Below are 26472 nucleotides of genomic sequence, written 5' to 3'. Positions count from 1 at the left end.
GGTTTAGCTGGAATATACTTAATTAAATTGTGTGATAATTGTGTTTCAAAAAGACAAAGAGGTTGACCAAATTGATCAACCTCTTTATCTTCTCTTTGTGGGAGCAGAGGGAGTCGAACCCCCGACCCTCTGCTTGTAAGGCAGATGCTCTAAACCAACTGAGCTATGCTCCCTTTTGAAGCCCCATTCTTTTCGTTTGGGAGTGCAAAGATATACCCATTTTTTTATTTTGCAAAAAAATCAGAATTATTTTCTAAAAAATTTATTGCATCAGCTACAATGAAGGTAGAGCCTCCAATAAAGAGCAGGTCTCCCTCCCTGTGAACAGATTTAAATTTCATCAGTGAGGACTCAACCGAATTATGAACTTCTCCCCGGAAACCAAGAGATTTGCACTTTGTCATAAGGGTATTGGGATCAAGTGCCCTCTCTGTATTTGCTTTGGAGTACAAATAATATGCGTGAAGAGGCATAAAACCCAAGATCTTCTCCAACTCCTTCTCTGCAACAAAACCCAGTAAAATAAAAAGCCTTTTAAATTTTTGCTTCCTTAGCTGAGAAAAAACAATACGGAGACCATTAGCATTATGACCTGTGTCACAAATAATCTCAGGGCTATCTGAGAGTCTCTCCCACCTTCCTCTGAGACCGGTATTTCCGGCTGCACACTTAATACCCTCCTTTATATTTTTATCACTCCAGCCCACTCCGCACTTTGCTGTGAACCTTGTGTTATGGCCCAAAACATTCAGAGCGGTTAGTACTGTTCTGATATTATGTATCTGATAGTCTCCCTTAAGATCAATTTCGTATTCACCGGGCATCACCCCTTTGAATCTTGACTCTTGTGCATAGAACAGAGGAGAGCCCTTATCAACCGATATTTTATCAAAAACAGGTCTGGTATTATTCAACACTTCACCAACTACAAACGGGACACCGGCTTTAACTATTCCTCCCTTTTCAGCGGCAATCTCGGGTAAAGTATAACCAAGGTATTCGCAATGGTCAAGTGCAATGTTTGTAATAATACTTAACTCAGGAGAGACAATATTAGTTGAATCAAGCCTACCTCCCAGCCCGGTCTCAATAACAGCAATATCAACTCCTTCCCGGGCAAAAAAGTCAAATGCCATGGCAGTAGTGATCTCAAAAAACGAGGGACTCCTCGCCTCCATAAATGGTTTCCATTTTGAAAGGAACTCCAGAACTGCCTCTTTAGAAATCATCTCTCCGTTTATCTTAATTCTCTCCCTGAAATCCAGCAGGTGGGGAGATGTATAGAGACCCGTTTTTAGACCCACTGTTGCGAAAACAGATGCAATCATATGTGAAACAGAACCCTTTCCGTTTGTCCCTGCAATATGGACAATCATATATTTTTTATGAGGATGCCCCAGATTGGAGTCAAATTCACTCATAGTCTCCAATCCCGGTTTATAGGCTCTGTTTCCAACCCTCTGATAAGATGGGAATTTATTAAAAATCCACTCTATCTCTTTGTTGTAAATATCAATATCAAACATATCCATTGGGTATTTAATTAGTACAAAAATGGTCATATTTTGTTACACATTGGTTAAAAAGCAGTAATTTTATGGCCTCAATTCATATCATCTATAAATCAAATGATTCTATTCTTCAGAACCAATCAGAAAACAGTTATTGCAGTTTCAACCGGCAAAGAACTAACCACTAATGAGTTAGAGGCTTTAAAATGGCTCTTTGGAGAGGCCGAACAAATTTTAACAGAGAGCATTGAGGGTCTCTTTGCCGGACCCAGAAGGGAGATGATCACACCCTGGAGCACAACTGCTGTTGAGATCACCCAAAATATGAATATATCGGGAATCTCAAGAATGGAGGAGTTCTTCCCGTTCAATTCAGAGGATGAAATTGTCTATGACAAAATGCTTCAGAGAGTTTATCACGGAATCAGCCAGGAGATATTTACAATTGAACACAAACCTGAAGCGATAATCTCTGTGGATAATATTTCTGAATACAATGATAAAGAGGGCCTTGCACTCAATAGTGAAGAGATTGAGTATCTGGAGAAACTATCCGAGAGAATTGGCAGAAAACTTACTGACAGTGAAATTTTTGGGTTTTCCCAGGTTAATTCAGAGCACTGCAGACATAAGATTTTTAACGGAAGGTTTATAATTAACGGGGTTGAAATGGAGTCATCCCTGTTCCAGCTTATTAAAAGAACATCAAAAGAGAATCCAAACAGGATTGTATCAGCTTATAAAGATAATTGTGCATTTCTTGAGGGGCCGAGAGTTCATATGTTCCATCCTGCCTCTCCGGACAAACCGGATCTCTTCATAACCAAAGAGGAGGATACCGTTATATCTCTTAAGGCCGAGACTCATAACTTCCCTACAACAGTAGAGCCTTTTAACGGAGCAGCAACAGGATCCGGAGGGGAGATAAGGGATAGAATGGCAGGCGGAAGAGGATCATTTCCGGTTGCCGGAACTGCAGTATATATGACATCCTATCCAAGACTTGAGATTGAGGGGAGAGACTGGGAGATAACACCGGAAAGAGAGTGGCTTTACCAGACACCTCAGGAGATTCTGACAAAAGCATCTAACGGTGCAAGTGATTTTGGCAATAAATTCGGACAGGCGCTTATCTGCGGAAGTCTGCTCACTTTTGAGCATACTGAGGGGTGGAAAAACTACGGCTATGACAAGGTTATAATGCTTGCAGGCGGTATTGGATACGCAAAAAAGGGGTCGGCCTTAAAATACTCTCCTGAAAAGGGAGATAAAGTTGTTGTTATGGGTGGCGACAACTACAGAATTGGAATGGGTGGCGGTGCTGTATCATCTGTTGCCACCGGTGAATTTGAAAATGCAATTGAATTAAATGCTGTTCAGCGCTCAAATCCGGAGATGCAGAAAAGAGTATATAATGCTATCCGGGCTCTTGCAGAGAGTGATAACAATCCTATTGTTTCTGTACACGACCACGGAGCCGGAGGACATTTAAATTCACTCTCTGAGCTGGTTGAGGAGACCGGCGGAGATATATACATAAATAAACTTCCTGTAGGCGACCCTACCCTCTCCGCAAAAGAGATAATCGGCAACGAATCTCAGGAGCGGATGGGAATGATAATGAAAGAGAAGGACATTGAGACAGCAAAAAGGGCAGCTGATAGAGAGAGGGCCCCTATGTATGTTGTGGGTGAGGCAACAGGCAATAATAATTTTACATTTGTAAACTCTGAAACTGGTGAGAAGCCACTCGATCTGGAGGTAAAAGATCTGCTGGGATCAACTCCCAAAACAGTTATGGAGGATATTGATCTAAAGGAGAGATTTGATCCTCTTGAGTATGATCCGGAAGAAATTCAATATTATACTGAGCAGGTTATGCAACTTGAGTCCGTGGCTTCAAAAGACTGGCTTACCAATAAAGTTGACAGATCTGTTAGCGGACTTATTGCACTTCAGCAGACAGCAGGTGAGATACAGCTGCCATTGAACAATCTGGGGGTCACAGCAATAGGCTATAAAGACTACAGGGGAATAGCCACATCTATAGGACATGCTCCTGCACCTGCTATAATTAATGCAGCAGCAGGAAGCAGGCTTGCAATTGCCGAGGCATTGACAAATATAGTATGGACCCCTCTTGAGATGGGGCTAAAAGGGGTTTCACTATCGGCCAACTGGATGTGGCCCTGCAGGAACCCCGGTGAAGATGCAAGGCTCTATAAAGCGGTTAAGGCTGCAAGTGATTTTGCAACAGAACTCGGGATAAATATCCCAACAGGAAAGGACTCTCTATCAATGACTCAGAAATACCCTGACGGAGAGAGAGTGATATCTCCGGGGACAGTAATAATATCTGCAGTTGCAGAGTCAAAAGATATAAGAGTAACAGTAAAACCGGTTTTAGCTAAAGAGGCCGGTACTGCAATAGTTTACATACCATTCAATCAGCTCAGCGAAAAATCCTTTGAACTGGGAGGATCTGCATTTGCTCAGGTTACAGGTCAACTGGGAAACAACACTCCTGACATTATTGACTCAGAGTACTTTGCAAAATGTTTTGAGACATTACAGCAATTTATATCTAAAGGAGTAGTTCTGGCAGGACACGATATATCTTCAGGTGGTTTGGTTACAGCTCTTCTTGAGATCTCTTTTGCCAGTACAGATGGTGGGTTTGAAGTGAATCTTAATGCTCTTGAAGAGAAAGATCCGGTTAAAGTCCTATTCTCTGAAATGCCCGGTGTAATCATTCAGGTTCTTAACTCAGATTTGGAAAGCATCGAAGAGATTTCTGATAATAATGGTGTTGTGATATATAATATTGGAAGCCGGATTGATGAGAGAGAGGGAAGAGTCACTATTTTCAAACAAAAAGAGGTTTTTGACATAGAGCATATGCGCTCCTTGTGGATGAAAACATCATATCTGCACGATATCAGGCAGAGCGGAGAGAGACTGGCTCTAAAAAGATATGAGAACTACGGAACTCAGCCTCTTATTTATAAATTTCCTGAAGATTTTACCGGTAAAACACTACAATACAATATATCGGAAAATCCAGCGAAAGGAGCCCCAACAGCTGCAATCATAAGAGAAAAAGGATCTAATGGAGACAGAGAGATGGCGTGGGCGCTTTATAAAGCCGGATTCAAAGTAAAGGATGTCCACATGACTGACCTTATCACAGGAAGAGAGAATCTTTCAGGGGTGAATATGGTTGTGTTTGTTGGCGGATTCTCTAATGCAGACACCCTTGGCTCAGCAAAGGGGTGGGCCGGAGCATTCCTGTACAATCTAAAAGCAAAACAGGCTTTAGACAGCTTCTACAAAAGGGAGGATACATTGAGCCTCGGTGTATGTAATGGGTGTCAGCTAATGGCAGAGCTTGGTCTTATCACTCCTGAAGACAGAGAGAAGTCACCAAAGATGCTTCACAATGACAGCCACAAATACGAGAGTGCTTTTGTAGGAGTCACTGTTGAGGAGTCGCCTTCAGTAATGCTTAAAACACTTGAAAAATGCTCCCTTGGCATTTGGGTTGCTCATGGTGAAGGAAAATTTTCCTTTCCGGCAGGCAAGGATAAATTTGTCACTGCAATAAAATATAACTATTCAGATTATCCTGCTAATCCTAATGGTTCTCCTGACGGAATTGCAGGTGTGTGCAGCCCTGATGGAAGACATCTTGCAATGATGCCTCATCCGGAACGCTGTATTCATCCTCATAATTGGGCACACTACCCGTCATCTAAATCGATGGAGGAGGTAACCCCTTGGTTTGAAATGTTTATCAATGCAAGAAAGTGGATTGAGAATAAAAAATAGTTTGAAATGAAAAAGATTAAAGAGCCTAAAATTTTTGTGCTTGATACAAATGTGATTTTGCACGACTTCAAATCCATTCACAATTTTCAGGAAAACGACATTGTAATTCCCATTACTGTAATTGAAGAGCTTGACAAATTCAAAAAGGGTAATGATACAATCAATTACAATGCCAGAGAATTTGTGAGAGAGATGGACAAAATAACTGACAACCAGTTATTTGACAAAGGAGTAAGAATAGGTAAAGGCAAAGGTTTAATCAAGATTGAGCTTGGACACCCCTTTAGCGAACAGATGGCCGAATCTTTTTTTGATGATACACCTGATCACAGAATAATTGCAACAACACAATGGCTTAAAGAGAGCTATCCTGAGAGGAGTGTTATTCTTGTAACCAAAGACATTAATCTCAGGATGAAGGCCAAAGCTCTCAGGATAATGGCTGAGGATTACCTGACAGACAAAGTAACTGAAGAGCAGGTTGCCAGTATTCATAAAGAGGTAATAACTCTGAAAGATATACCACAGACTGCCGTTGATAAACTTTTTTACGGAGGAGGAGCACCTCTGAAAGATTTCAAAATCAAAAAGGTGGTTCCAAATCAGCTTTTCAAAATTGAGAGAGAGGAGGGTTCTCACCCTGTTCTTGCAAGATACTCTTATGAGTCCGATTCTCTGATTGGAGTCAAAAAAGTCAAATCATACGGAATTGAACCAAGAAATGACGAACAAGCATTTGCACTGGAAGCTCTCTTAAATCCTGACATTAAACTAGTCTCTCTGACTGGTATGGCAGGTACAGGGAAGACCCTTCTTGCACTTGCTGCAGCAATTGAGCAGGAGCAGGGATATGACCAGATACTTTTATCAAGGCCCGTAATCCCTTTACAAAATCAGGACATGGGGTTTTTACCGGGAGATATAAAAGAGAAACTGGGACCCTATATGCTGCCACTCTTTGATAACCTTAGTGTTATCAAAAACTCATTCAGAGACACAAGCAAAGAGGTTATAAGAATTGAAGAGATGTTAAGAACAGAGAAGCTTCTGATATCTCCTCTGGCATATATAAGAGGTCGTAGCCTTTCAAATGTATTTTTTATTGTTGACGAGGCACAGAACCTTACACCTCACGAGATAAAAACAATTATAACAAGAGCCGGTGAGGGATCCAAACTTGTATTTACAGGTGATATTCATCAGATAGATTCACCCTATCTCGATATTCACTCAAATGGTCTCACTCACCTAAGCGAAAAAATGTATGGTCAGGAACTCTTCTGCCACATAAACCTCACTAAAGGAGAGAGAAGCGAGCTGTCAGAACTAGCGGGCAAACTATTGTAAGGATTTTTTGTTATATTTGCACCCCCAATGAAAAATAACCCAAATAATTATAAATATGTCTGATTTAAAAAGAGTTTATTTCTTCGGAGGCAAAGATGCTGAAGGAGACGGCTCAATGAAGAATCTGCTTGGTGGCAAGGGAGCAAACCTTGCAGAAATGTGCAAACTGGATATTCCGGTTCCTGCAGGTTTCACAATTACAACAGAGACTTGTGTTGAGTTTTACAAGAACAACATGCAATTCCCTGCCGAACTTAAAAAAGAGGTAGATGAGGCCCTTGCAAAAACAGAGGCGGTGATGGAGATGAAATTCGGCGATAAGGAGAATCCGCTGCTTCTCTCTTGCCGTTCCGGTGCAAGAAGCTCAATGCCCGGGATGATGGAGACTGTTCTTAATATTGGTCTCTGCTCAGAAACTATCCCAGGCCTTATTAAAAAAACAGGAAACCCAAGATTTGTGTATGATGCTTACCGTCGCCTCATTATGATGTATTCAGATGTGGTAATGGAAAAGGCAGAGGGTCTGGAGCCTGAAGAGGGAAAAGGAATTCGCGTTCAGCTTGACAGAATGCTTCACGATGTGAAGGCAAAGAAGGGCTACAAGAGCGATACCGACCTGACAGAAGAGGATCTTGTTCAGCTATGTGATGCTTTTAAAGGCCGTGTAGTTGAGGTTCTTGGAAAGCCATTCCCTGACAATGCATACGAGCAACTTTGGGGTGGTGTTGGTGCAGTTTTCAAATCATGGAACGGAAAGAGAGCCATCTCATACAGAAGAATTGAAAATATTCCTGATGAGTGGGGAACAGCCGTTAATGTTCAGGCAATGGTATTCGGAAATATGGGTGATAACTCTGCAACAGGTGTTGCTTTCTCAAGAAACCCTGCTACCGGTGAAAATAAATTCTACGGAGAGTGGCTTGTTAATGCACAAGGAGAAGATGTGGTTGCAGGTATCCGCACACCAAACCCACTAAACGAATCAACAAAGAACGATCAGAACAAGCACCTTCAGTCTCTGGAGACAGGAATGCCTGTTGTATACAAAGAGCTCGACACAATACAGCTCAGCCTTCAGAAACACTTCCGTGATATGCAGGATATAGAGTTTACCATACAGGACGGTAAACTATGGATGCTCCAGTGCCGTGTAGGTAAAAGAACAGGTCTGGCTGCCCTTAATATGGCAATGGACATGCTTCACGAGGGACTCATTGACGAGAAGACAGCTGTAATGAGAGTTGCACCTGCTCAGCTTGACGAACTTCTTCACCCGATACTTGACCCTGCTTCAGAAAAAAGAGCAACAGTAATTGCCAGAGGTCTTCCTGCAGGTCCCGGCGGATCAGTGGGTCAGATTGTATTTACAGCTGAAGATGCTGTTGAATGGGCTGCTGCAGGTAAAAATGTAATACTTGTTCGCGAGGAGACTAATCCTGAAGATGTTGAGGGTATGAGAGCTGCCGATGGTCTGCTCACAGCCCGCGGAGGTATGACTTCACACGCTGCACTGGTTGCACGCGGATGGGGTAAATGCTGTATCGTTGGTTGCGATCAGCTTCACATTGACCTTCACAAGAAGACACTTACAATAGCCGGTAAATCATATAAAGAGGGAGATGTATTCAGTCTTAACGGATCAAAAGGATTTGTTTATGATCAGAAGATTGAGACAATGTCTGCAACCGAGAATCCTCGTTTTGTTGAATACATGAATATTGTAGATAAATACAGAGTTCTTGGTGTAAGAACCAACGCAGATACTCCGGAGGATGCACAGAATGCAATCAATTTTGGTGCAGAGGGAATTGGTCTGTTCCGTATTGAACATATGTTCTACGGTTTAAATTCAGAAGCTCCTCTTTCAAAATTACGCAAGATGATTCTTGCTGACAACATCAATGAGCGCAAATCTGCTCTTGCAGAGCTTGAGCCTTATGTTAAGGCAGCTGTAAAAGGGACAATGAAAGTTATGGACGGAAAACCTGTTACCTTCAGGTTACTGGATCCGCCACTTCATGAGTTTGTGCCTCAGGCAGGTGAAAAGCAGGCAGAACTTGCAAAAGAGCTTGGAATAACTGTTGAGGAGATTAAGAAAAGAGGTGAGGCACTTCACGAAGTTAACCCAATGATGGGTCACAGAGGAGTTCGCCTTGGGATTACCTATCCTGAAATTTCTGAAATCCAGTTCAGAGCAATTTTTGAAGCAACTGCTGAACTTATGAAGGAGGGATTCAATCCTCAGCCGGAAATTATGGTTCCTGTTACTGTTACAGTTAACGAACTTGATCATCAAAAAGTTATATGTGACAAAGTTCACGCTGAAGTTGAGAAACAGTTTGGAGTTAAAATCTCTTACCTCTATGGTACTATGATTGAGATTCCAAGAGCGGCTCTTCTAGCTGATGAAATGGCAAAAACAGCTCAGTTCTTCTCATTTGGTACAAATGACCTTACTCAGATGACATTTGGCTTCTCAAGAGATGACATTGGATCATTTATGGGAGGTTACCTGTCTCAGAAAGTGCTTACTGCAGATCCATTCCAGACTCTTGATCAATCATCTGTAGGTAAGTTGCTGGATTTGGGTATCAAGGGAGGCAGGAATACCAATCCTAAACTCAAGATAGGTATCTGCGGAGAGCATGGTGGAGATCCCGAATCTGTAGAGTTCTGCCATAAGATTGGCATGAACTATGTATCCTGCTCACCTTTCAGGGTTCCAATAGCAAGACTGGCAGCTGCACAGGCGGCTATCAAAGAGTACAAATAAAAGAACTCTTTATTGAATAATTGAGCCGGCCGGGTAAACCTTTGCCGGCTCTTTTAGTCAAAACTATACTAAATGAATATTAAAATGAAAAAAATCGCTCTGCTTTATCTCTTTATTTTAGCTCAATCTATTAACCCTATCTTTTCTCAGCACAGAGGAAACGGAAATGAAATTCCTGTATTAAAAGAGATTTCAGGATTCCAGGAGGTTAAAAAAATATTTCCTCAAGCACATGAGCTGGCTCAAATTAACGATGTTTGGCATAAAATAGTCGATAACCAAAAACAAACTCTTGGCTATTGTATTTCCAGTAAGCCATACTCAGAAGGGATAAAAGGTTATCACTCAGCAACTCCTGTATTGATAATACTGGATAAGGAGAAAACAATCAAACGAGTTACCCTTTTATCACATTATGAAACCCAATCCTATGTTGAGATGCTCAAACATAATAAATTTTTTGCCTCATGGGAGGGTAAGACCATTAAGGATGCCATGAATGCTAAGGCATCTCCCGACAGTTACTCCGGCGCCACTATCACAGCCGTTTCCATAAGGCGAAACATTGATATAATTCTAAGAAAAGCTTACGAAAATAGATTTTAAATCAGCTCTTGAACGCTTTTGAATCTCCCCATTCATTCCATCCAATTTCGATACCCATTTTTGACAGATTCTCCTCAAGTTTACTCTTTGAGATATCTGCATCATCTTTTATGCCTGGTTTATTTTCATAAATTTGGTAATCTTCACGAACCTCAGTTATTGTCATATTAGGCATTATAATATTGGCACCGGCCAATACCGCCCTCTCCCTTCCGTAAGGATCAATAACCTGCATTGCAGTAGTTGCGGCAATATTAATTTTTGGCATTAGCAATCTTAGAGCCGATACCATTTTCAAAGTCATATCCAGATCAGTAGAATTCACACCCAACTGCCCTAAAGGGGTCTCTGAATGTTTGAGATAGGGTCCCATTCCAACCATATGAACACCCATATCTCTTATAAACAGAAGATCGTCTGCAAGATTGTCTATAGTCTGGTAGGGCAGGCCAATCATCACCCCTGTTCCTGTCTGATAGCCCACCTTAATAAGATCCTTAATTGCACGGACCCTTCTCTCCCAAGAGTGAGTACTATTGTTTGGGTGGATTTTTGAATAGAGAACCGGATCTGATGTCTCAATCCGGAGCAAATATCTGTGAGCTCCCGCATCAAACCACTCTTTGTAAGTATCAATACTCTGCTCCCCAAGTGAAAGTGTAATACCAAGTTTACCGGCTGAAATCTCTTTTATCCTTTGCAGAAGCTTTGTTACAAACCTTGTGTACTCAGGAGATGTTCTCTCCCCTGCCTGAAGAACTAATGATCCGTAACCGGCTTTCATTGCAAACTCAGCTCCATACAGCACCTGGTTTTCAGTAAGTTCATATCTGTGAACATGATTATTATCTTTGCGAATTCCGCAATAGAGACAATTTTTAACACAAATATTTGACAATTCAATTAACCCTCTCAGAAAAACCTTACTCCCGATATTTTCAACTTTAACCTTATAAGCCTCTTGTGTTATCTGGTTAATTACATCAGGCTCCCTCTGGTTTAATATTTCAATAATCTCCTCTTTGGTGGAAATTCCCCTTAATTTCATTGTTGATCTCTTTTAATAATTGTCATCAACGGCTCTATAGCCCTCTCATAAATACCCATACACCAAGCAAGAGTCATCCCGTAGTTTGTAACAGGGATACCGGCATCAATTGCATCCTTAAGTCTGGCCCTTAACTGTCTCTGAGTAACCATACATCCCCCACACTGAATAACAAGCGCATAATCCGTTACCGGTTTTACTATCTGGTCAAGCCCGGCTACTACATCAAATTCTATAGATGCGCCACTCCTCATTTTCAGTAAAGAGGGAATTTTTACTCTTCCAATATCATCACAGGAACTATGGTGAGAACATGATTCCAGAATTAAGACTCTCTCTCCATTTTGCAGCTTGTCTATCACAGGAGTACCCACAAGATATTTTTCAAAATCAGATTTACTGTAAGCCAACAGAATGCTAAAGCCGGTCAGTGGAATATTAGGAGGTATAACCTCATTTACTCTCTGAAATGCCTGGCTGTCTGTAACGACAAGTTTAACAACTGTTTTATTAGAACTAAAAAAACTCTGAAGTTGGTCTGGTTGAAGAACAGTTGCCACCCCGCCCAAATCAAGTATCTCTCTCAATGCATTTACCTGTGGAAGTATGAGTCTTCCCTCGGGAGCCTCACTATCAATAGGAGTTACCAATAATATATTATCCCCCGGATTAACTAAATAATCAAACATTCCTCTTTTAACTAAAGCACTGTCTGACAAATTTTTGACCAATAAAGAGATTAGGTTTTCAACCATTTCTTTTTGTTCCTTATCATCCAGAACAGCACAAGAGAACTCTATGATATCACATTTGAACTTTGTTGTAAGCTCAAGAGCAATATCACTCTCCATAGGGACAATATCTGACTGGTTATGAATAATAATAAAGGGTATTCCGGCGTTAATAAAACTATAGGCCAGCTCCTTTTCAAATTTTTCAAACTGATTATTTGAATATATAAGAAGAGCTAAATCAATTTGTTTAATAATCTGCCTGGATTTCTCCACCCTCTTTACACCTAATACCCCCTCATCATCAATTCCGGCTGTATCAACCAATACGGTAGGGCCCAGCCCAAAAATTTCCATCCTCTTTTTAACAGGATCTGTAGTTGTTCCGGGAGTGTCAGATACGATTGCCACCTCCTCTCCTGTCAATTTATTAATAATTGAACTTTTGCCAGAATTTCGTCGTCCAAAGACACCAATATATTTAGGTTTGTTCATAGTAATTCCAGAATTGAATATATATTCTCCGTTTTTGGAAAAATCGTCACTTCAAAGTTAACCAATTTACCCAAATGGTAATATGAGAGTTAATTTTGACATGGATTAACAAATTCAAAAATTATGAGAACCAGCAAAAAAATGGTATTACTATGGGTAGCTATTGCTCTTGCAGCAATTATTGTTCTGTTTGTACTTTTCAACTGGGAGGCTTTTCTCTCGGGATTTGACGCCGGCAGAACTCTGGCTGAATAATGAAATGAATGAGAGGACCGGTTAATCTTGTATTAATCGGTCTCTTTTTTAAAAGAAGTAATTACAACAGATGCCCATTTCCAGTGATTGTACAAAAGATTGGAGCCAAATGGAACCAGTACAATTGCGATTATTCCAAGATCCGTAAAGTGTAAAAACAGAAACAATAAGATAACCGTAAAAATTGCTGTTAACAGTTGTGCCTTATAATGAGGGACTTCATTCCCTGCCAGCAGAAGTGAAGTTGATATATAGGTAAATCCGTCAAATAGTGCAGAAAACATCAATAAAATAAGAAGCCATAATGAAATAAAATGAGTCTGACTACCAATAAAGTTCAGCAGAAAATCTCCAAGAAGAAGAACTCCTGAGAGACAAACTATAAAAACAGCAGAGGCAATAAAAAGAGCTTTAAAATACATCCGTCTTAACTGCTGTTTGTTATTTGAAATTTTATGCTGAGTAATTTTGGGGTAAAAAGTAACAAACCATACAACACTGAGAGTATAGGTAATCTCTGCTACCTGTTTGCTTAGACCATAGTCTCCAATAACAGAGAGAGGAATATACAAACCGGCAAATGCAGCAAGCATTCTGTTTGAAATAATCCAGCTGAGCCCAGTAAGACCGGATTTATAAGCAGTACTCCACAAGTTTCTTAGGGTAACCCTCCAATCATAAGGTGAAGCCGATCGCAAATCAGACAATGTCTGGTTATCATAAAATGCTTTATATGCTAATATTCTGTTTACTAAAACAGATACAACCTGGCCTGCAACCATTGATATAATTCCATAACCCAAACTTAGCATAATTGATGCAACGACAATATGTAATGTCTGGGATAAAACAACAATTTGCCTGGCTCTTCTGATCATTCCCCTGCCAACCAGCATAGAGTCGTAATAGTATGTATAAAACTGATAGCACAAGAGTGCCCCGTATGCATACCATGAGATCCTTGCCATCATTAAATCGCCTCCGTATCCGGAAAGGAGATGTTCCAAATAGAGGATACCTGCACTCCCTAGAAAGAGAAGCAGTATTATTGCAACGCCACCGTAGAACCTTTTAACTGCCTTTATTAAACCACCCAGAAGTGAGTAATTAACCTCTCCTCCATCAACAACAGGATCAAATCCAACTGCCTTTAGACTTTTTGCCCCACTGTAAATATAAGTGACAGCCCTGGAAAATGTTGGTGAAAAGCCAAAATCTAAAAGCTCAGTTATTGCCTTTATACTGAGCATTATACTCCACAAACCGTAATCTTCAGTGGAGAGCATCTTTAAAATAAGCGGCAGAATTATGAGGGCAGAAGCCACCCTCATAAAACTGGCGCCGTAATTCCAAAGCAAGTCTCTCCTGCCTAACTCCATTCTTGTTTACTAAAACAGGTATTTTGCCATGAACTCTATCCTGTTGTTATGATTAACATCAAACTGCTCAACAGGTTTAAAGTACATATCTACACTCTTTGCCCATCTGGCATGAGAAAGAGAGTATTCAAGACCAAAGATAAGCTTCTTTGTGAGACTATATGTCACCCGTGGAGAAATTCTGGAAAACCAGTTGAGCTTAGGATCTTTATAAAAACCAAAGGCATAGTCACCACCAACAAATGTCATATCCATACTCTTGCTTGTACCAAGATTTTTCTGATAACCAGCAAAAACTCCAAATTTGAAATTATTAAAAGATGGTGTCTCGAAATCTATCCATGTAGAGTATGCCTTAATATTTGCGTAAGGATAATCACCTATTGGAGATGTTGAACTTGAGAGATAATCAACATATTTACCATATCCACCAATCATTCCTAAATGAGACAGGTTTTCACCATAAATACCCCACAAACGGAGAGTGTAACCTTTTGCGATATTTGCCCGGAAAAAGGCATTTATATCATAAGAGCCGATAGTCTCTTTATAGAAGTTTGAATTATCAGAGACTCTCGGTTTTAATAATTTATACCCAAATGTAACCCCACCGAATATCTTATCGGGATTACCAAATTTAAGTTGTGCCTGCAGATTCGGGAGTCCTGCCTGAGCCTGAGCTTTTGCAGGGCCTAATGAGTTATGGCCGCTAAACATATGGGCTGCAAGTATCAGATCAACACCTTTAGCAAGTTTATGGGTAAATCTAATTTGCATATTTCTGTTAAGAGGATTAAAGGGGTAACCTGCTCCAAAGCCGACTGTCTGCCCGACAACCTCTTTAACGCTATTAAGGTGATCTGTCTGACCAAAGAGAAGAGAACTCTTCTCCCACTCCATATTTATATATGCGTGTCTGAGATTGAGCATTCCTATATAGTTCTCTGCAGACCCCGTGAAATCAGCTTCAATATATGATGTTATGTTTGCATTAAGAAGACGCATTCCAGACACAGTGAAAGTAAGGCGGGAAGTAGCAACTGAAAAATTGAGAGAGCCTGTACTGTTCATATCTGTACCACTTGTATTAAGTTTTGGAGCAAGTGGATAGAAATAAATATGATCATACCTGGAGACCCTCGATCTGTAATCATCAAAATAGCTTTTAAACTCGATAAAGCCCCCGAATTTATAGGTGATTTTATTCTCCTGAGCTTTCACCGGTGCGGAACCTGCAAAAAGCAGTAAACTTAAAGCAATTAGAAATTTTTTCATAGTTGGAAAGTTTGAATTATAATTCAAATATACATTATTTAAAAGAAAGTATCACCTTTTACTAATTTAGAAGCAGAAAAAAAGGAGTGATAAATCTTCACTCCTTGGTAGCCCCACCGCGACTCGAACGCGAATCTGAAGTTTAGGAAACTTCCGTTCTATCCCTTGAACTATAGGGCCGGCAATTTTACTATTAATAAGCCCATTTATAGAGCATTGAGCCCCAGGTAAATCCCGCTCCAAAGGCTGAAAATACCAATATATCTCCCTTTTTAAAGAGTTTACTGGACTCCCATAAGACTAACGGGATTGAAGTTCCGGCAGTATTTCCGTATTTTTCAATATTAATCAAAATCTTCTCAGGTGTTAGCCCCATTCTTTTTCCTGTAGCCTCAATTATTCTCAGGTTAGCCTGGTGAGGAATCAGGTATGCAATATCTTCAGCTTTTAAAGAGTGCTTCTCCATTATCTCAACTGAGACATCTGCCATTCTGCTTACTGCATACTTAAAGACGGTCTGTCCATCCTGATGAATATAATGCTCTCTGTTTTTAAGAGTCTCCGGAGAAGGGGGAAAAGCAGAACCTCCAGCCTTTTGGTAGAGATAATGCCTTCCGATTCCATCTACACGCAAAATCTGATCGTACAGACCTACACTATCATCCTCAGATGGCTCTATTAGCATTGCTACTGCAGCATCTCCAAACAGAGGGCAAGTAGTTCTGTCTGTATAATCGGTCATTGCCGACATCCTTTCACCGGTAACCAAAATCATTTTTTTAGCTTGTCCGGATTGAACAAAGGCAGCCGCTGTTGCAAATGAGAAGAGGAAACCTGAACAACCTGCATTTATATCATAACCCCACGCATTTGTAATACCAACTTTGTCAGAAATGATATTAGCCGTTGCAGGGAATAACATATCAGGGGATACGGTTGCACAAAGCACCATATCAATATCATCCGGATTTGTACCTGTTGTTTCAAGTAGTTTTCTGACAGCTTCAGCACCCATATATGAAGTACCGAGTCCATCCTCCTTGAGTATTCTCCTCTCCTTTACTCCAATCCGAGTCATTATCCACTCATCGGTTGTATCAACCATTGTGGAAAGTTCATCATTTGTAAGAATATATTCAGGCAGAAAAGCCTCAATTCCGGTTATGATTGCTCTTTTGGTACTCATAAATTTCAGGTTTAGGTTTGTAGTGTAAATTAATAAGTGGTCTGGTGAATCTGCACATAATTTGTGCCAAAAGACCGACCGCGCTTAACAAAATTACACTGCAACTTTGAACTACCTGGTAGTTACGCGTTTGATTTTTCCATTACAAGACGACCTCTGTAGAAGCCACACTCTGGGCATACTCTGTGATAAAGTACTGCGGAGCCACAGTTTGAACAAGTTCCCAGCGTAGGCACCTCAGCTTTATAGTGAGTTCTGCGCTTGTCTCTGCGTGTCTTGGAAATTCTGTGTTTTGGATGTGCCATTTTTCTATCTTTTATCTATTTAATTCAACAAATCTTTAAGTTTACCAAAAGGTGAATAATCATCAGCCTCTTTTACTTTATTACTGCCTGAAAGAGCCTTTAGTTTTCTCTCCATATCTCCATTACACTTACCCTCAGGGTGAACTCTCTGTAAAGGGAGACTCAAACAAACATAATCGTAAAAGAACTGTTCCAGATCAAGCTCTGCTTCGCCAGGTTCCAGAATCATCACCTCATCACTATCCTCTTCTCCCTCTGTACGCGAAAACTTAACTATCAGCTTCACTTCAGCATCTAAAGGGACTCTAAGCTCATCAAGACATCTGTCGCACTCAGTTAAAACATCTCCTTTTATTCTCCCCGAAATCCCTATCCACAAAGGTTGTTTGTCAAGCACAATTTCTGCAGTTAAAAGAGCCTCTGATACCAGAGAGTTGTCAAATTGACTAAAAAACGGAGTATCAAGCGTGAAATTATAATTGTGTTTCCCGGTTGAAAGTCCCTTTATAGGTATCAAAAAATCGTTATGAACTGCTTTACTCATGTCCAAAATGAGCCTGCAAAGTTAATCTAATTTTTCAAAATTCAAACCTATTGTTGATTCTTTCTCCTCTTTCTCTCATTCTCATCAAGATATATCTTTCTAAGTCTGATAGATTTTGGTGTTAATTCAACCAGTTCGTCCTCCTGAATATATTCCAGCGCCTCTTCAAGTGAAAATATGATTGGTGGTGTTAAAACTGCCTTGTCATCTGTTCCTGAAGCTCTAACGTTTGTAAGCTTTTTAGTTTTACAGAGGTTTACCCCCATATCGTCTCCGCGGGAATTCTCTCCAATAACCTGGCCTGCATATATCTCATCTCCCGGATGAATAAAAAACTTACCTCTATCCTGGAGTTTATCCATCGAGTATGCAATTGCAGTACCCGTCTCAATTGCTATAAGAGAACCATTTGTTCTCTTCTCAATTTCTCCCTTAAATGGTTCGTACGCCTTAAACCTGTGTGAAACAACAGCCTCTCCCTGAGTAGCAGTCATAAGATTGCTCCTCAACCCTATCAAACCTCTGGATGGAATATCAAAATCCAGATGAACCCTCTCTCCCCTGTGCTCCATGTGAAGCAGTGAACCCTTTCTCCTTGTAACCATCTCTATTGCCCTGCCCACCATATCTTCAGGAAGATCAATAGTAAGATGCTCCACAGGTTCACATCTGAGTCCGTTAATTGTTTTATCCAGAACCTTTGGCTGGCCAACCTGAACCTCAAAACCTTCTCGTCTCATTGTCTCAATAAGAACTGAAAGGTGAAGAACACCTCTGCCGTAAACAATAAATGAATCAGCAGTCTGTCCATCTTTAACTCTTAAAGCAAGATTTTTCTCCAGCTCCTTTTCAAGCCTCTCTTTTAGGTGTCTTGATGTAACAAGTTTACCCTCTTTCCCAAAAAATGGGGAATCATTTATTGTAAAGAGCATACTCATTGTTGGCTCATCAATTGCAATAGGAGGAAGTGCCTCAGGTTTCTCAGCATCTGCAAGAGTGTCACCTATTTCAAATCCTTCAATTCCAACCACAGCGCACAAATCACCACTTTTAACAAAGTCTACCTTAGCTTTTTCAAGCCCTGAAAAGACCATCAGCTCTTTTATTCTAACCTTATCCATCCCTACTCCGTCTCTTTTACAAAGGGTCAGGTTCATACCAGCCTTTAGAATACCTCTGTGAAGTCTGCCGATAGCTATTCTGCCAACATAGGGAGAGTATTCAAGTGAAGAAATAAGCATTTGAGGAGTTCCCTCAAGCTCTTCCGGTTCGGGAATTTCGTCTATAATAGTATCCAGAAGTGCAGTAATATCCTGGGCTGGATTTCGCCAGTCCCTGGACATCCACCCCTGTTTTGCACTACCATAAATTGTTTTAAAATCAAGTTGCTCCTCTGTAGCATCCAGGCTGAACATAAGGTCAAAAACCTGCTCATTAACCTCATCCGGTCTGCAATTAGGTTTATCAACTTTATTAATTACCACAACAGGCTTCTTGCCCATCTGGATAGCCTTCTGAAGTACAAATCTTGTCTGAGGCATTGTCCCTTCAAAGGCGTCAACCAGTAAAAGAACTCCATCTGCCATATTGAGAACTCTCTCTACCTCACCTCCAAAATCGGCGTGCCCGGGAGTGTCAATAATATTAATTTTGTAATCCTTGTATGGTACTGATACATTCTTTGCAAGTATCGTTATTCCTCGCTCTCTCTCAAGATCGTTGTTGTCCATGATAAGGTCGACAACTTTTTCCGAATCACGGAAAATCTTTGCCTGCTGTATCATCTTGTCCACCAATGTGGTTTTGCCATGATCGACGTGTGCGATGATGGCTATGTTTCGTATTTTTTGCATATAGTGGCCGCAAAAGTAGATATAAAATATTATTTTTGCCCCCGATTTCAAGAAAAACTCCTCCCCATGACAGAAAAAATCATTATCGTTGATTTCGGCTCACAGTTTACACAACTGATAGGCAGAAGATTAAGAGAACTAAATGTTTATTGTGAGATATTTCCTTTTAACAAAATTCCTCAACTGGATTCAGATGTTAAAGGTGTTATTTTGTCCGGAAGCCCTTTTTCGGTAAGAGATGAGATGGCTCCCCGGGTGGACCTGAGTTTGGTTAAGGGAACCCTGCCCCTCCTTGCAGTATGCTATGGTGCTCAATATCTGGCAAAACATTACGGAGGAGATGTAAATGCATCTGTAACAAGAGAGTATGGCAGAGCAATCCTGAATATTGACGATCCCACCTGCCCCCTTTTCAGTGGAATTGAATCCGGCTCTCAAGTCTGGATGTCACACGGCGACACAATCACCAGGTTGCCAAAAGGGGCAATACCTGTAGCCACAACAGAGGATATTGCAACAGCAGCATACAGAATAGAGGGAGAGAAGACATATGCAGTTCAGTTTCATCCGGAAGTTTATCATACAACAAACGGACTAGATATACTTAGAAATTTCGCAATGAATATTTGCGGATGTACCGGAAGCTGGACTCCGGCATCATTTATCGAAACAACCGTTAACAGCCTTAAATCACAACTGGGAAACGACAGAGTTATATTAGGCTTATCCGGAGGTGTAGACTCTACTGTTGCAGCAGTTCTTCTTAACAGAGCAATCGGGAAAAATTTGTATTGCATATTTGTAGATAACGGCCTTTTAAGAAAAGATGAATTTGAGTCAGTTCTTGATTCATATAAACATATGGGACTAAATGTCATTGGAGTCAGAGCTGGTGAAAGATTTATGGAGTCATTAAGAGGCGTTTCTGACCCAGAGAAGAAAAGAAAAGCAATAGGTAAGACATTTATTGATGTATTTGACACAGAATCACATAAAATAGAGAATGTAAGCTGGCTCGCTCAGGGGACAATTTATCCGGATGTAATAGAATCGGTATCAGTAAACGGCCCCTCAGCAACAATAAAATCTCACCACAATGTGGGCGGTCTCCCTGCTTATATGAAATTGAAAGTTGTAGAGCCCCTCAAGTCCCTGTTCAAAGACGAAGTAAGAAGGGTTGGAAGAGAACTTGGAATTTCACACTCTCTTATTTCAAGACACCCATTCCCCGGTCCTGGTCTAGGTATCAGAGTTTTGGGAGAAATAAATGAAGAGAAGCTTAATATACTTAAAGAGGCCGATTATATTTTCATAAACTCACTGAAAGAGAGCGAACTTTATGATAAAGTCTGGCAGGCAGCTGCAATTCTTCTTCCTGTAAAGAGTGTAGGCGTAATGGGAGATGAGAGGACTTACGAATATACAATAGCCCTCAGGGCTGTTACATCAACAGATGGAATGACAGCAGACTGGGTACACCTTCCTTATGAGTTTCTTGCAAAAGTTTCTAATGATATAATAAATAAGGTTAAAGGGGTAAACAGAGTTGTTTACGACATCTCTTCCAAGCCACCAGCTACAATTGAGTGGGAATAGCTCCAAAATCTTAATCGCTAAATATCCAGGTTCACACCTGCAAACACCATTGCTCCCGGCATAGGGAATCCCGGATTAATTGAATATTTTGCACCTGTAAGGTTATCTCCTTTTATAAACAGTGTGTAGCCTAATCTTTTAATTTTATCACTATAGGAGACTGATGCATTTAACAAAGTATAGCTCTCCATCTCAAGTACAGGAGCAATTGAAAGATAGAGATTTTTGATACTCTGTATTCCTGCTGAGAGTTTAAACTTCCCGGGAGAATAATGAATATTCGCGTTAAACATCCTCTCCGGAGCAGCTAAAACAGGATTCTTCATACTTAAAAAGGAGTAGTTTGAGGAGATCTCAAAATTTTCAGTTACTCTGCCTCTTAACTCTAATTCAAAACCTCTGTTGTTTACTCTCCCGGAATTAATATTTCTTGGTTTTCCATCAACAATTGCAAACTGTATCAAGTTCTCTCCTGTAATCAGAAACACAGCAGCCTCTGCAGTCAATCTTCCACCCCAAAAGTTCTGAAGTATAGATATTTCATTGTTAAAAAATCTCTCCGGCAGCAGATTGGGATTTTGAGGAGGAAACATATACATCTCCCTTATATTAGGGCTTCTGAACCCTTTAGAAAAAATATACTTAACAGTGGTGCCTTTAAAAATATTGAGATTAGCACCCGCCTGAGGAACCCACTCACCTCCAAATACAGAATTATTCTCATACCTTATTCCGGCATTAATTGAGAGTATGCTAAACAGCTCTTGCTGAGCAACTATATATGCGGCAAATTCTGATACACTTTTGTTTACAAGCTCAACCTCTATAGCAGACGATGTTGGTATCGGGACATTGGAGGCTCTTCCCCCCCAGTTTTTGTAATCCAGGCCAACAGTCACGGTTGTGCCTTTTAATCCTGAATAGCTTTGATAGAGCATCAATCCGTAATTATGATCAATAGACTTAAACATCATACTCCTGGGTTGCTCTCCGGTAAAATATCCATCATTAATGTAATGATCTCCAAAACCATAAAACCCCTTAAGAGCGCCGGTAAAATCTCCGTTTGAGTTCTCTAGGGAAATTGAGGCATTTCCTCTGAGAATATCTATTATATTATCATAAATTGGTTTGTCTGCTCTTCCCGGATTCTGTGAATTTGTTTTGGCAACAGAGAAATCTGCCAGTAACTTAAAAGTTTTGCTAAAATTATAAGCAGTCTTAATAAATCCATTAGTTATTCTAAAATCAGAATTCTCCCTGTGACCATCAGTTCTATCATGATTTAACGATACAAAACCTGAGAATTTGCCCTTTGAAAAACCACTGTTAAGGAGATACTTCTGAGTATTGTAAGAGCCAAACATAAACCGGCCTCTTAATGAGACTCCCTCCTCCATCTGTCTGTGAGTAATTACATTAATTACGCCAGCTGCTGCATTTGATCCATAAATCAAAGAGCCTGGCCCTCTTACTACCTCTACTCTCTCTGCATCAGAGGCAACATATACATCAGGCAGAGCGTGACCAAAAATCCCCGCAAACTGAGGTTGTCCGTCCATCATCAGAAGAACTTTGTTTCCCTGCCCAATTCCTCTGATATTAACAACACCGGCAGAGCCTTCAGATACTCCAAAACCTGTAACACCTTTTTGAGTAACAAACAGACCCGGAACCTCTCTTCCAAGTGAGGGGAGTAGTGCTGAGTTAGCAGAAGCCTCCAGTTTTGATTTATTTACAATATTAACAGAGTTTGGAACGAGTGTCCGTTTTAACAAAACTCTGGAGGTGGTTATTATAAGAGAATCAATATTCCTTTGGGATGTTGTGTCTTTAGAAAATAAACTCCCGGAAGAGAGTGACATGAGAATGGCAATAAAAATTGTCAGTATACGCATTAAAAAATATTTTGATAGGCAAATATATGAAATTCCTCTATCTTCTGGGATGTGCTTTTAAAATTCCCTCTCTCCACCTCTCGCTATTTATGTGTGTATATATCTCAGTAGTTAGAATACTTGAGTGCCCCAGCATCTGCTGTACAATCCTAAGATCAGCTCCATTTTCAACAAGATGAGATGCAAAGGAGTGTCTGAAAGTGTGCGGAGAAATCTCTTTATCAATACCAGCGGCTTCAGCCTGCTTTCTAAGCATAATAAATATCATCTCTCTTGAAAGTTTTCCACCTCTTCTGTTAAGAAAAACAACATCCTCACTCCCTTTAGATATTTTGCCGAGCCTCCTGACAGAAAAATAGAGATTAAGTGCATCGGAAGCGGGATCCCCTATTGGAATCAATCTCTGTTTATCCCCTTTTCCTGTTACTCTTAAAAATGACTCCTCCAGAAAAAGGTCAGAAATTTTTAACGAAACCAGTTCACTTACCCGTAAGCCACATGAGTATAAAACCTCTATTATTGCTCTGTTTCTATGTCCCTCAGGAGCAGAAAGGTCTACTGATGAGATAATTCTTTCAATCTCATTTACAGACAAAACAACAGGTATATGTCTTCCAATTTTTGGTGAATCAATCCGCTCTGTAGGATTGCTCTCTGTTTTGCCCTCCATCTCAAGAAATTTAAAAAAGGCGCGTAAAGAGCTGATTACTCTTGCCTGAGATCTTTTTGATATACCATCCGCCACTCTTGATTCAAGATAAGATGCTATTAATAACTCTGTATCACCCTCATTATTCAGTAAATTAAAATTTTTATTTAAACAGAAGGTGAAAAAATTTTCAAGATCAGAGGAGTATGATATAATAGTGTTTTTAGACATTGATCTCTCAAGCCTTAAATATGAGATGAACTCCCTTAGTAAACCGCTATCTCTTTCGCTTTTCAAATAAAATGGATTACTTTTGCAACAAATTTAGGAGAAATATGATTCAAAAGAAAACAAAGATTGTTTGTACTATCTCAGACAGAAACTGCAGCCCTGAGTTTATTGAATCTCTGTACAAAGAGGGGATGAATGTGGTAAGAATAAACTCAGCCCACACTACTTTGCAATCATCATTAGAGATTGTTAACAACACCAGAAAGGTATCAGATAAAATAGCTATTTTAATTGACACAAAGGGTCCTGAAATCAGACTCACTGAAATGAATCCCCCTGAAGGATTCAAGGTAAAAAAGGGTGATATTGTCTATTTCGCGGACGACATTAACGGAATATCAGGAAACTACCTGTTGTACACAAATTACTCCGGCTTTGTCAAGGATATACCTGTTGGAGCAAGTGTTCTTATAGATGATGGTGAGATTAAGCTTGTTGTAGAGGAGAAAAAGAACGGCAAGTTAAAATGTGTGGTTGATAATGATGGTACAATCAAAGGGAAGAAAAGTATTAATGTACCTAATGTTTCAACCAAATTAGCCTCAATTACTCAAAAGGATCATGATTTCATTGTATGGGCTGTTGAAAATGACCTGGACTTTGTAGCTCACTCATTTGTAAGATCCAAATCAGATCTGGATGAGATAAACGGAATAATTAAAAAACACAAAGGGCACCTTAAGGTTATAGCCAAGATTGAAAATAAAGAGGGGGTAGATAATATTGATGAAATTATTGATAATTGTTACGGAGTAATGGTTGCCAGAGGAGATCTTGGTGTTGAAATTGAGGCAGAAAAAATACCTGTTATACAGAGAGAGATTATTTGCAAATGCCACTCCAGGCACAAACCTGTAATTATTGCAACCCAGCTTCTCCATACTATGATTGACAACCCAAGACCAACAAGGGCAGAGGTAAACGACATAGCCAGTGCAATATTTCAAAGTACAGACGCAATAATGCTTAGCGGCGAAACAGCAAACGGTAAATACCCGGTTGAGTCTGTAAGAACTATGAAAACCATTGCGATGGAGATAGAGCAGCATATGGCTCCCTGCACTGATCTTAAAGTAGGCAGCGTTACATGGCCAACAGCCGAGGTGCTTGCAAGGTCACTTGTATATGCCACAACTCAATTACCGATTAAACATATTGTAATTGACACAATGACAGGCAGAACAGGAAGATATGTATCAGCTCTAAGACCTAAAGTTCCTATCCATGCTAAATGCTACAAACCAAATGTAATGAGGGAACTTGCACTCTCTTTTGGGGTATACAGCTATTTTGTATCCCTTGTACCATCAAAAGATGACTTTGTAAAAGAGTCTGCACAAAAACTACTTGCAGACAAAATGGTAACTAAGTCCGATATGATTGGTGTCCTTGCCGGCAGCTTTGGAGTGCAAGCAGGTGCATCATTTATTGAAGTAAGCACTATTGAGAATATGATCTCATAAAGCTGTATCTTCATAATATTTACAAAATGCACTGAGCCCGCAGCCGGTGCATTTTGGTTTTCTGGCTGTACATATATACCTGCCATGAAGAATCAGCCAATGGTGAGCAATTGCTCTCTGCTCAGCAGGGATATTTTTTGTCAAATCCATTTCAACCTTCAAAACATCATCTCCGGACGAGAGGCCTAACCTCCTCGATACTCTGAAGACATGCGTATCCACAGCAATAAAAGGTTTACCGTATATTACAGAGGCTATAACATTTGCCGTTTTTCTGCCGACCCCGGGGAGTCTTTGCAGCTCCTCAGGATCATCCGGAACCACAGAATTAAATCTTACTGCCAGCTCTCTCGCCATAGCTGCAAGATGCCTGCTTTTATTATTTGGAAAAGTAACTGATGAAATATATGGGAGAATATCCTCAGGCGTGGCTTTTGCCATAGTATCGGCATCAGGATATGCTTTAAGAAGGTCCGGTGTCACAAGGTTAACCCTTTTGTCGGTACATTGTGCCGATAGAATAACAGCCACTATCAGGCCAAAAGGAGAATCATATTTTAGCTCCGTCTCTGCCACAGGAACATTCTCCTTAAACCACCCAAGAACTTTTGAATATCGCTCCCTTCTGTTCATAATATCAAAAATCGTCCTCCATCAATCTGGAGATATCAATCTCCTGAATAGCCTCAATCTCTGAACAAGTAAGGTTTTCACAAAGCAGAACCCGGCCGGGGTATCTTTTTACAATTGATCTGTTGTGAGTTACTATAACAATAGCCGGCTCCTCCTCCCTGTGAATCTTCATTAAAAGGTTCATTATCTCAGATGCTGTTTCCGAGTCAAGATTACCTGTGGGTTCATCGGCCAGAATGATCTCTGGATTATTGAGCAACGCCCTTGCAATGGCAACCCTCTGCTGCTCGCCTCCTGAGAGTTGATGTGGCATTTTATGCGCTTTAAGCTGCATACCAACACTTTCAAGCCTTGCTTTAATAACAGAATCCATTGTTGCCCTATCCCTCCAACCGGTAGATTGTAATACAAATTTCAAATTATCATATACACTTCTGTCTGTGAGAAGCTGAAAATCCTGAAAAACAACACCTATCTTTCTTCTTAAAAGGTGGATTTTGTTTGCCGGGAGTTTTGCAAGATTAAACCCCGCAATTTTTGCCTCCCCCCTCTTCAGGGGAATCTCACCTATGATTGTTTTAATGACAGAGGTTTTACCACTGCCTACACGACCAACCAGGTACACAATCTCTCCCTTGTTTATTGAAATATTGAGATCTGATATAATCAGACTCTCCTCCTTGACAATATCTGCATTTGTTATCTCTATAATTGGTTTAAAAAGCTCTGTAGGCATGATGATTGCTGTTAATTGGTGCAAATTTACTAAATTTGACATCTAAATAGTGACATCTTTCTAAAGATTG

The 26472-nt window shown here is 40.3% G+C and carries 20 protein-coding genes and 2 tRNA genes; 7 read left to right on the top strand and 15 right to left on the bottom strand.

Annotated features, from left to right (window positions below):
- Window positions 1-98: 98 nt before the first annotated feature.
- Window positions 99-173: transfer RNA gene (locus tag U5907_00655), tRNA-Val, on the bottom strand.
- Between the two features lie 51 nt (window positions 174-224).
- Window positions 225-1562, bottom strand: a complete 1338-nt coding sequence (locus U5907_00650) for a Mur ligase family protein (GenBank protein ID WRQ33172.1) — start codon at window positions 1560-1562, stop codon at window positions 225-227.
- Between the two features lie 66 nt (window positions 1563-1628).
- On the opposite strand from U5907_00650, the gene purL reads away from it, so the two are divergent.
- The 4 genes from purL to U5907_00630 all read left to right on the top strand — a co-directional run bounded on the left by purL (window position 1629) and on the right by U5907_00630 (window position 10065).
- The gene (gene purL / locus U5907_00645; protein ID WRQ33171.1) at window positions 1629-5339 is read left to right on the top strand and encodes a phosphoribosylformylglycinamidine synthase; all 3711 of its coding nucleotides are present in this window, start codon (window positions 1629-1631) and stop codon (window positions 5337-5339) included.
- Between the two features lie 15 nt (window positions 5340-5354).
- Complete coding sequence (locus tag U5907_00640; protein WRQ34107.1) at window positions 5355-6686, top strand: PhoH family protein; 1332 nt, start codon at window positions 5355-5357, stop codon at window positions 6684-6686.
- 55 nt (window positions 6687-6741) lie between these two features.
- Complete coding sequence (ppdK, locus tag U5907_00635) at window positions 6742-9459, top strand: pyruvate, phosphate dikinase (GenBank protein WRQ33170.1); 2718 nt, start codon at window positions 6742-6744, stop codon at window positions 9457-9459.
- Between the two features lie 84 nt (window positions 9460-9543).
- Window positions 9544-10065: an FMN-binding protein gene (locus U5907_00630; protein ID WRQ33169.1), complete on the top strand. Its 522-nt coding sequence runs from the start codon at window positions 9544-9546 to the stop codon at window positions 10063-10065.
- Window position 10066: 1 nt separating this feature from the next.
- Here U5907_00630 and hydE read toward each other — a convergent pair whose 3' ends face one another.
- Window positions 10067-11113, bottom strand: a complete 1047-nt coding sequence (gene hydE / locus U5907_00625; protein ID WRQ33168.1) for a [FeFe] hydrogenase H-cluster radical SAM maturase HydE — start codon at window positions 11111-11113, stop codon at window positions 10067-10069.
- Window positions 11110-12339 carry a [FeFe] hydrogenase H-cluster maturation GTPase HydF gene (gene hydF / locus U5907_00620; protein WRQ33167.1) on the bottom strand — a complete coding sequence of 410 codons (1230 nt, stop codon included), beginning with the start codon at window positions 12337-12339 and terminating at the stop codon, window positions 11110-11112. Before hydF ends, hydE begins: the two co-directional genes overlap by 4 nt.
- 123 nt (window positions 12340-12462) lie before the next feature.
- On the opposite strand from hydF, the gene U5907_00615 reads away from it, so the two are divergent.
- On the top strand, window positions 12463-12594 hold the full coding sequence (locus tag U5907_00615; protein ID WRQ33166.1) for a hypothetical protein: 132 nt from the start codon (window positions 12463-12465) through the stop codon (window positions 12592-12594).
- Window positions 12595-12626: 32 nt separating this feature from the next.
- On the opposite strand, the gene wzx is transcribed toward U5907_00615, so the two are convergent.
- From wzx to typA, 7 genes are all read right to left on the bottom strand, one after another.
- Window positions 12627-13973 (bottom strand): O-unit flippase-like protein, encoded by a 1347-nt coding sequence (wzx, locus tag U5907_00610; GenBank protein WRQ33165.1) that lies wholly within the window; start codon window positions 13971-13973, stop codon window positions 12627-12629.
- Window positions 13974-13982: 9 nt separating this feature from the next.
- Window positions 13983-15248: a DcaP family trimeric outer membrane transporter gene (locus tag U5907_00605; GenBank protein WRQ33164.1), complete on the bottom strand. Its 1266-nt coding sequence runs from the start codon at window positions 15246-15248 to the stop codon at window positions 13983-13985.
- Window positions 15249-15353: 105 nt separating this feature from the next.
- Window positions 15354-15428: transfer RNA gene (locus tag U5907_00600), tRNA-Arg, on the bottom strand.
- A 13-nt stretch (window positions 15429-15441) separates the two neighbouring features.
- On the bottom strand, window positions 15442-16434 hold the full coding sequence (locus U5907_00595; protein ID WRQ33163.1) for a beta-ketoacyl-ACP synthase III: 993 nt from the start codon (window positions 16432-16434) through the stop codon (window positions 15442-15444).
- A 122-nt stretch (window positions 16435-16556) separates the two neighbouring features.
- Window positions 16557-16739, bottom strand: a complete 183-nt coding sequence (gene rpmF, locus U5907_00590) for a 50S ribosomal protein L32 (protein WRQ33162.1) — start codon at window positions 16737-16739, stop codon at window positions 16557-16559.
- A 19-nt stretch (window positions 16740-16758) separates the two neighbouring features.
- Window positions 16759-17283: a DUF177 domain-containing protein gene (locus U5907_00585; protein ID WRQ33161.1), complete on the bottom strand. Its 525-nt coding sequence runs from the start codon at window positions 17281-17283 to the stop codon at window positions 16759-16761.
- Window positions 17284-17330: 47 nt separating this feature from the next.
- The gene (typA, locus tag U5907_00580; GenBank protein WRQ33160.1) at window positions 17331-19136 is read right to left on the bottom strand and encodes a translational GTPase TypA; all 1806 of its coding nucleotides are present in this window, start codon (window positions 19134-19136) and stop codon (window positions 17331-17333) included.
- Window positions 19137-19202: 66 nt separating this feature from the next.
- Here typA and guaA point away from each other — a divergent pair, with 66 nt between their 5' ends.
- A complete protein-coding gene (guaA, locus tag U5907_00575; protein ID WRQ33159.1) occupies window positions 19203-20732 on the top strand; it encodes a glutamine-hydrolyzing GMP synthase in 1530 nt (509 codons plus the stop codon).
- A 17-nt stretch (window positions 20733-20749) separates the two neighbouring features.
- On the opposite strand, the gene U5907_00570 is transcribed toward guaA, so the two are convergent.
- Together U5907_00570 and xerD are read right to left on the bottom strand one after the other, a co-directional pair.
- The gene (locus U5907_00570) at window positions 20750-22630 is read right to left on the bottom strand and encodes a TonB-dependent receptor (protein WRQ33158.1); all 1881 of its coding nucleotides are present in this window, start codon (window positions 22628-22630) and stop codon (window positions 20750-20752) included.
- A 37-nt stretch (window positions 22631-22667) separates the two neighbouring features.
- Complete coding sequence (gene xerD / locus U5907_00565) at window positions 22668-23576, bottom strand: site-specific tyrosine recombinase XerD (GenBank protein WRQ33157.1); 909 nt, start codon at window positions 23574-23576, stop codon at window positions 22668-22670.
- 38 nt (window positions 23577-23614) lie between these two features.
- On the opposite strand from xerD, the gene pyk reads away from it, so the two are divergent.
- A complete protein-coding gene (gene pyk, locus U5907_00560; GenBank protein ID WRQ33156.1) occupies window positions 23615-25033 on the top strand; it encodes a pyruvate kinase in 1419 nt (472 codons plus the stop codon).
- Here pyk and nth read toward each other — a convergent pair.
- Complete coding sequence (nth, locus tag U5907_00555) at window positions 25028-25666, bottom strand: endonuclease III (GenBank protein WRQ33155.1); 639 nt, start codon at window positions 25664-25666, stop codon at window positions 25028-25030. The two genes, pyk and nth, sit on opposite strands and share 6 nt — an antisense overlap.
- 4 nt (window positions 25667-25670) lie before the next feature.
- Complete coding sequence (locus U5907_00550) at window positions 25671-26402, bottom strand: ATP-binding cassette domain-containing protein (GenBank protein ID WRQ33154.1); 732 nt, start codon at window positions 26400-26402, stop codon at window positions 25671-25673.
- Window positions 26403-26472 lie beyond the last annotated feature (70 nt).

This window comes from Bacteroidales bacterium MB20-C3-3, from assembly GCA_035609245.1.
GTDB lineage: Bacteria > Bacteroidota > Bacteroidia > Bacteroidales > UBA932 > Bact-08.
Note: the sequence above shows the minus strand (reverse complement) of the source record. Positions and strands in the feature narration are given on the sequence as shown.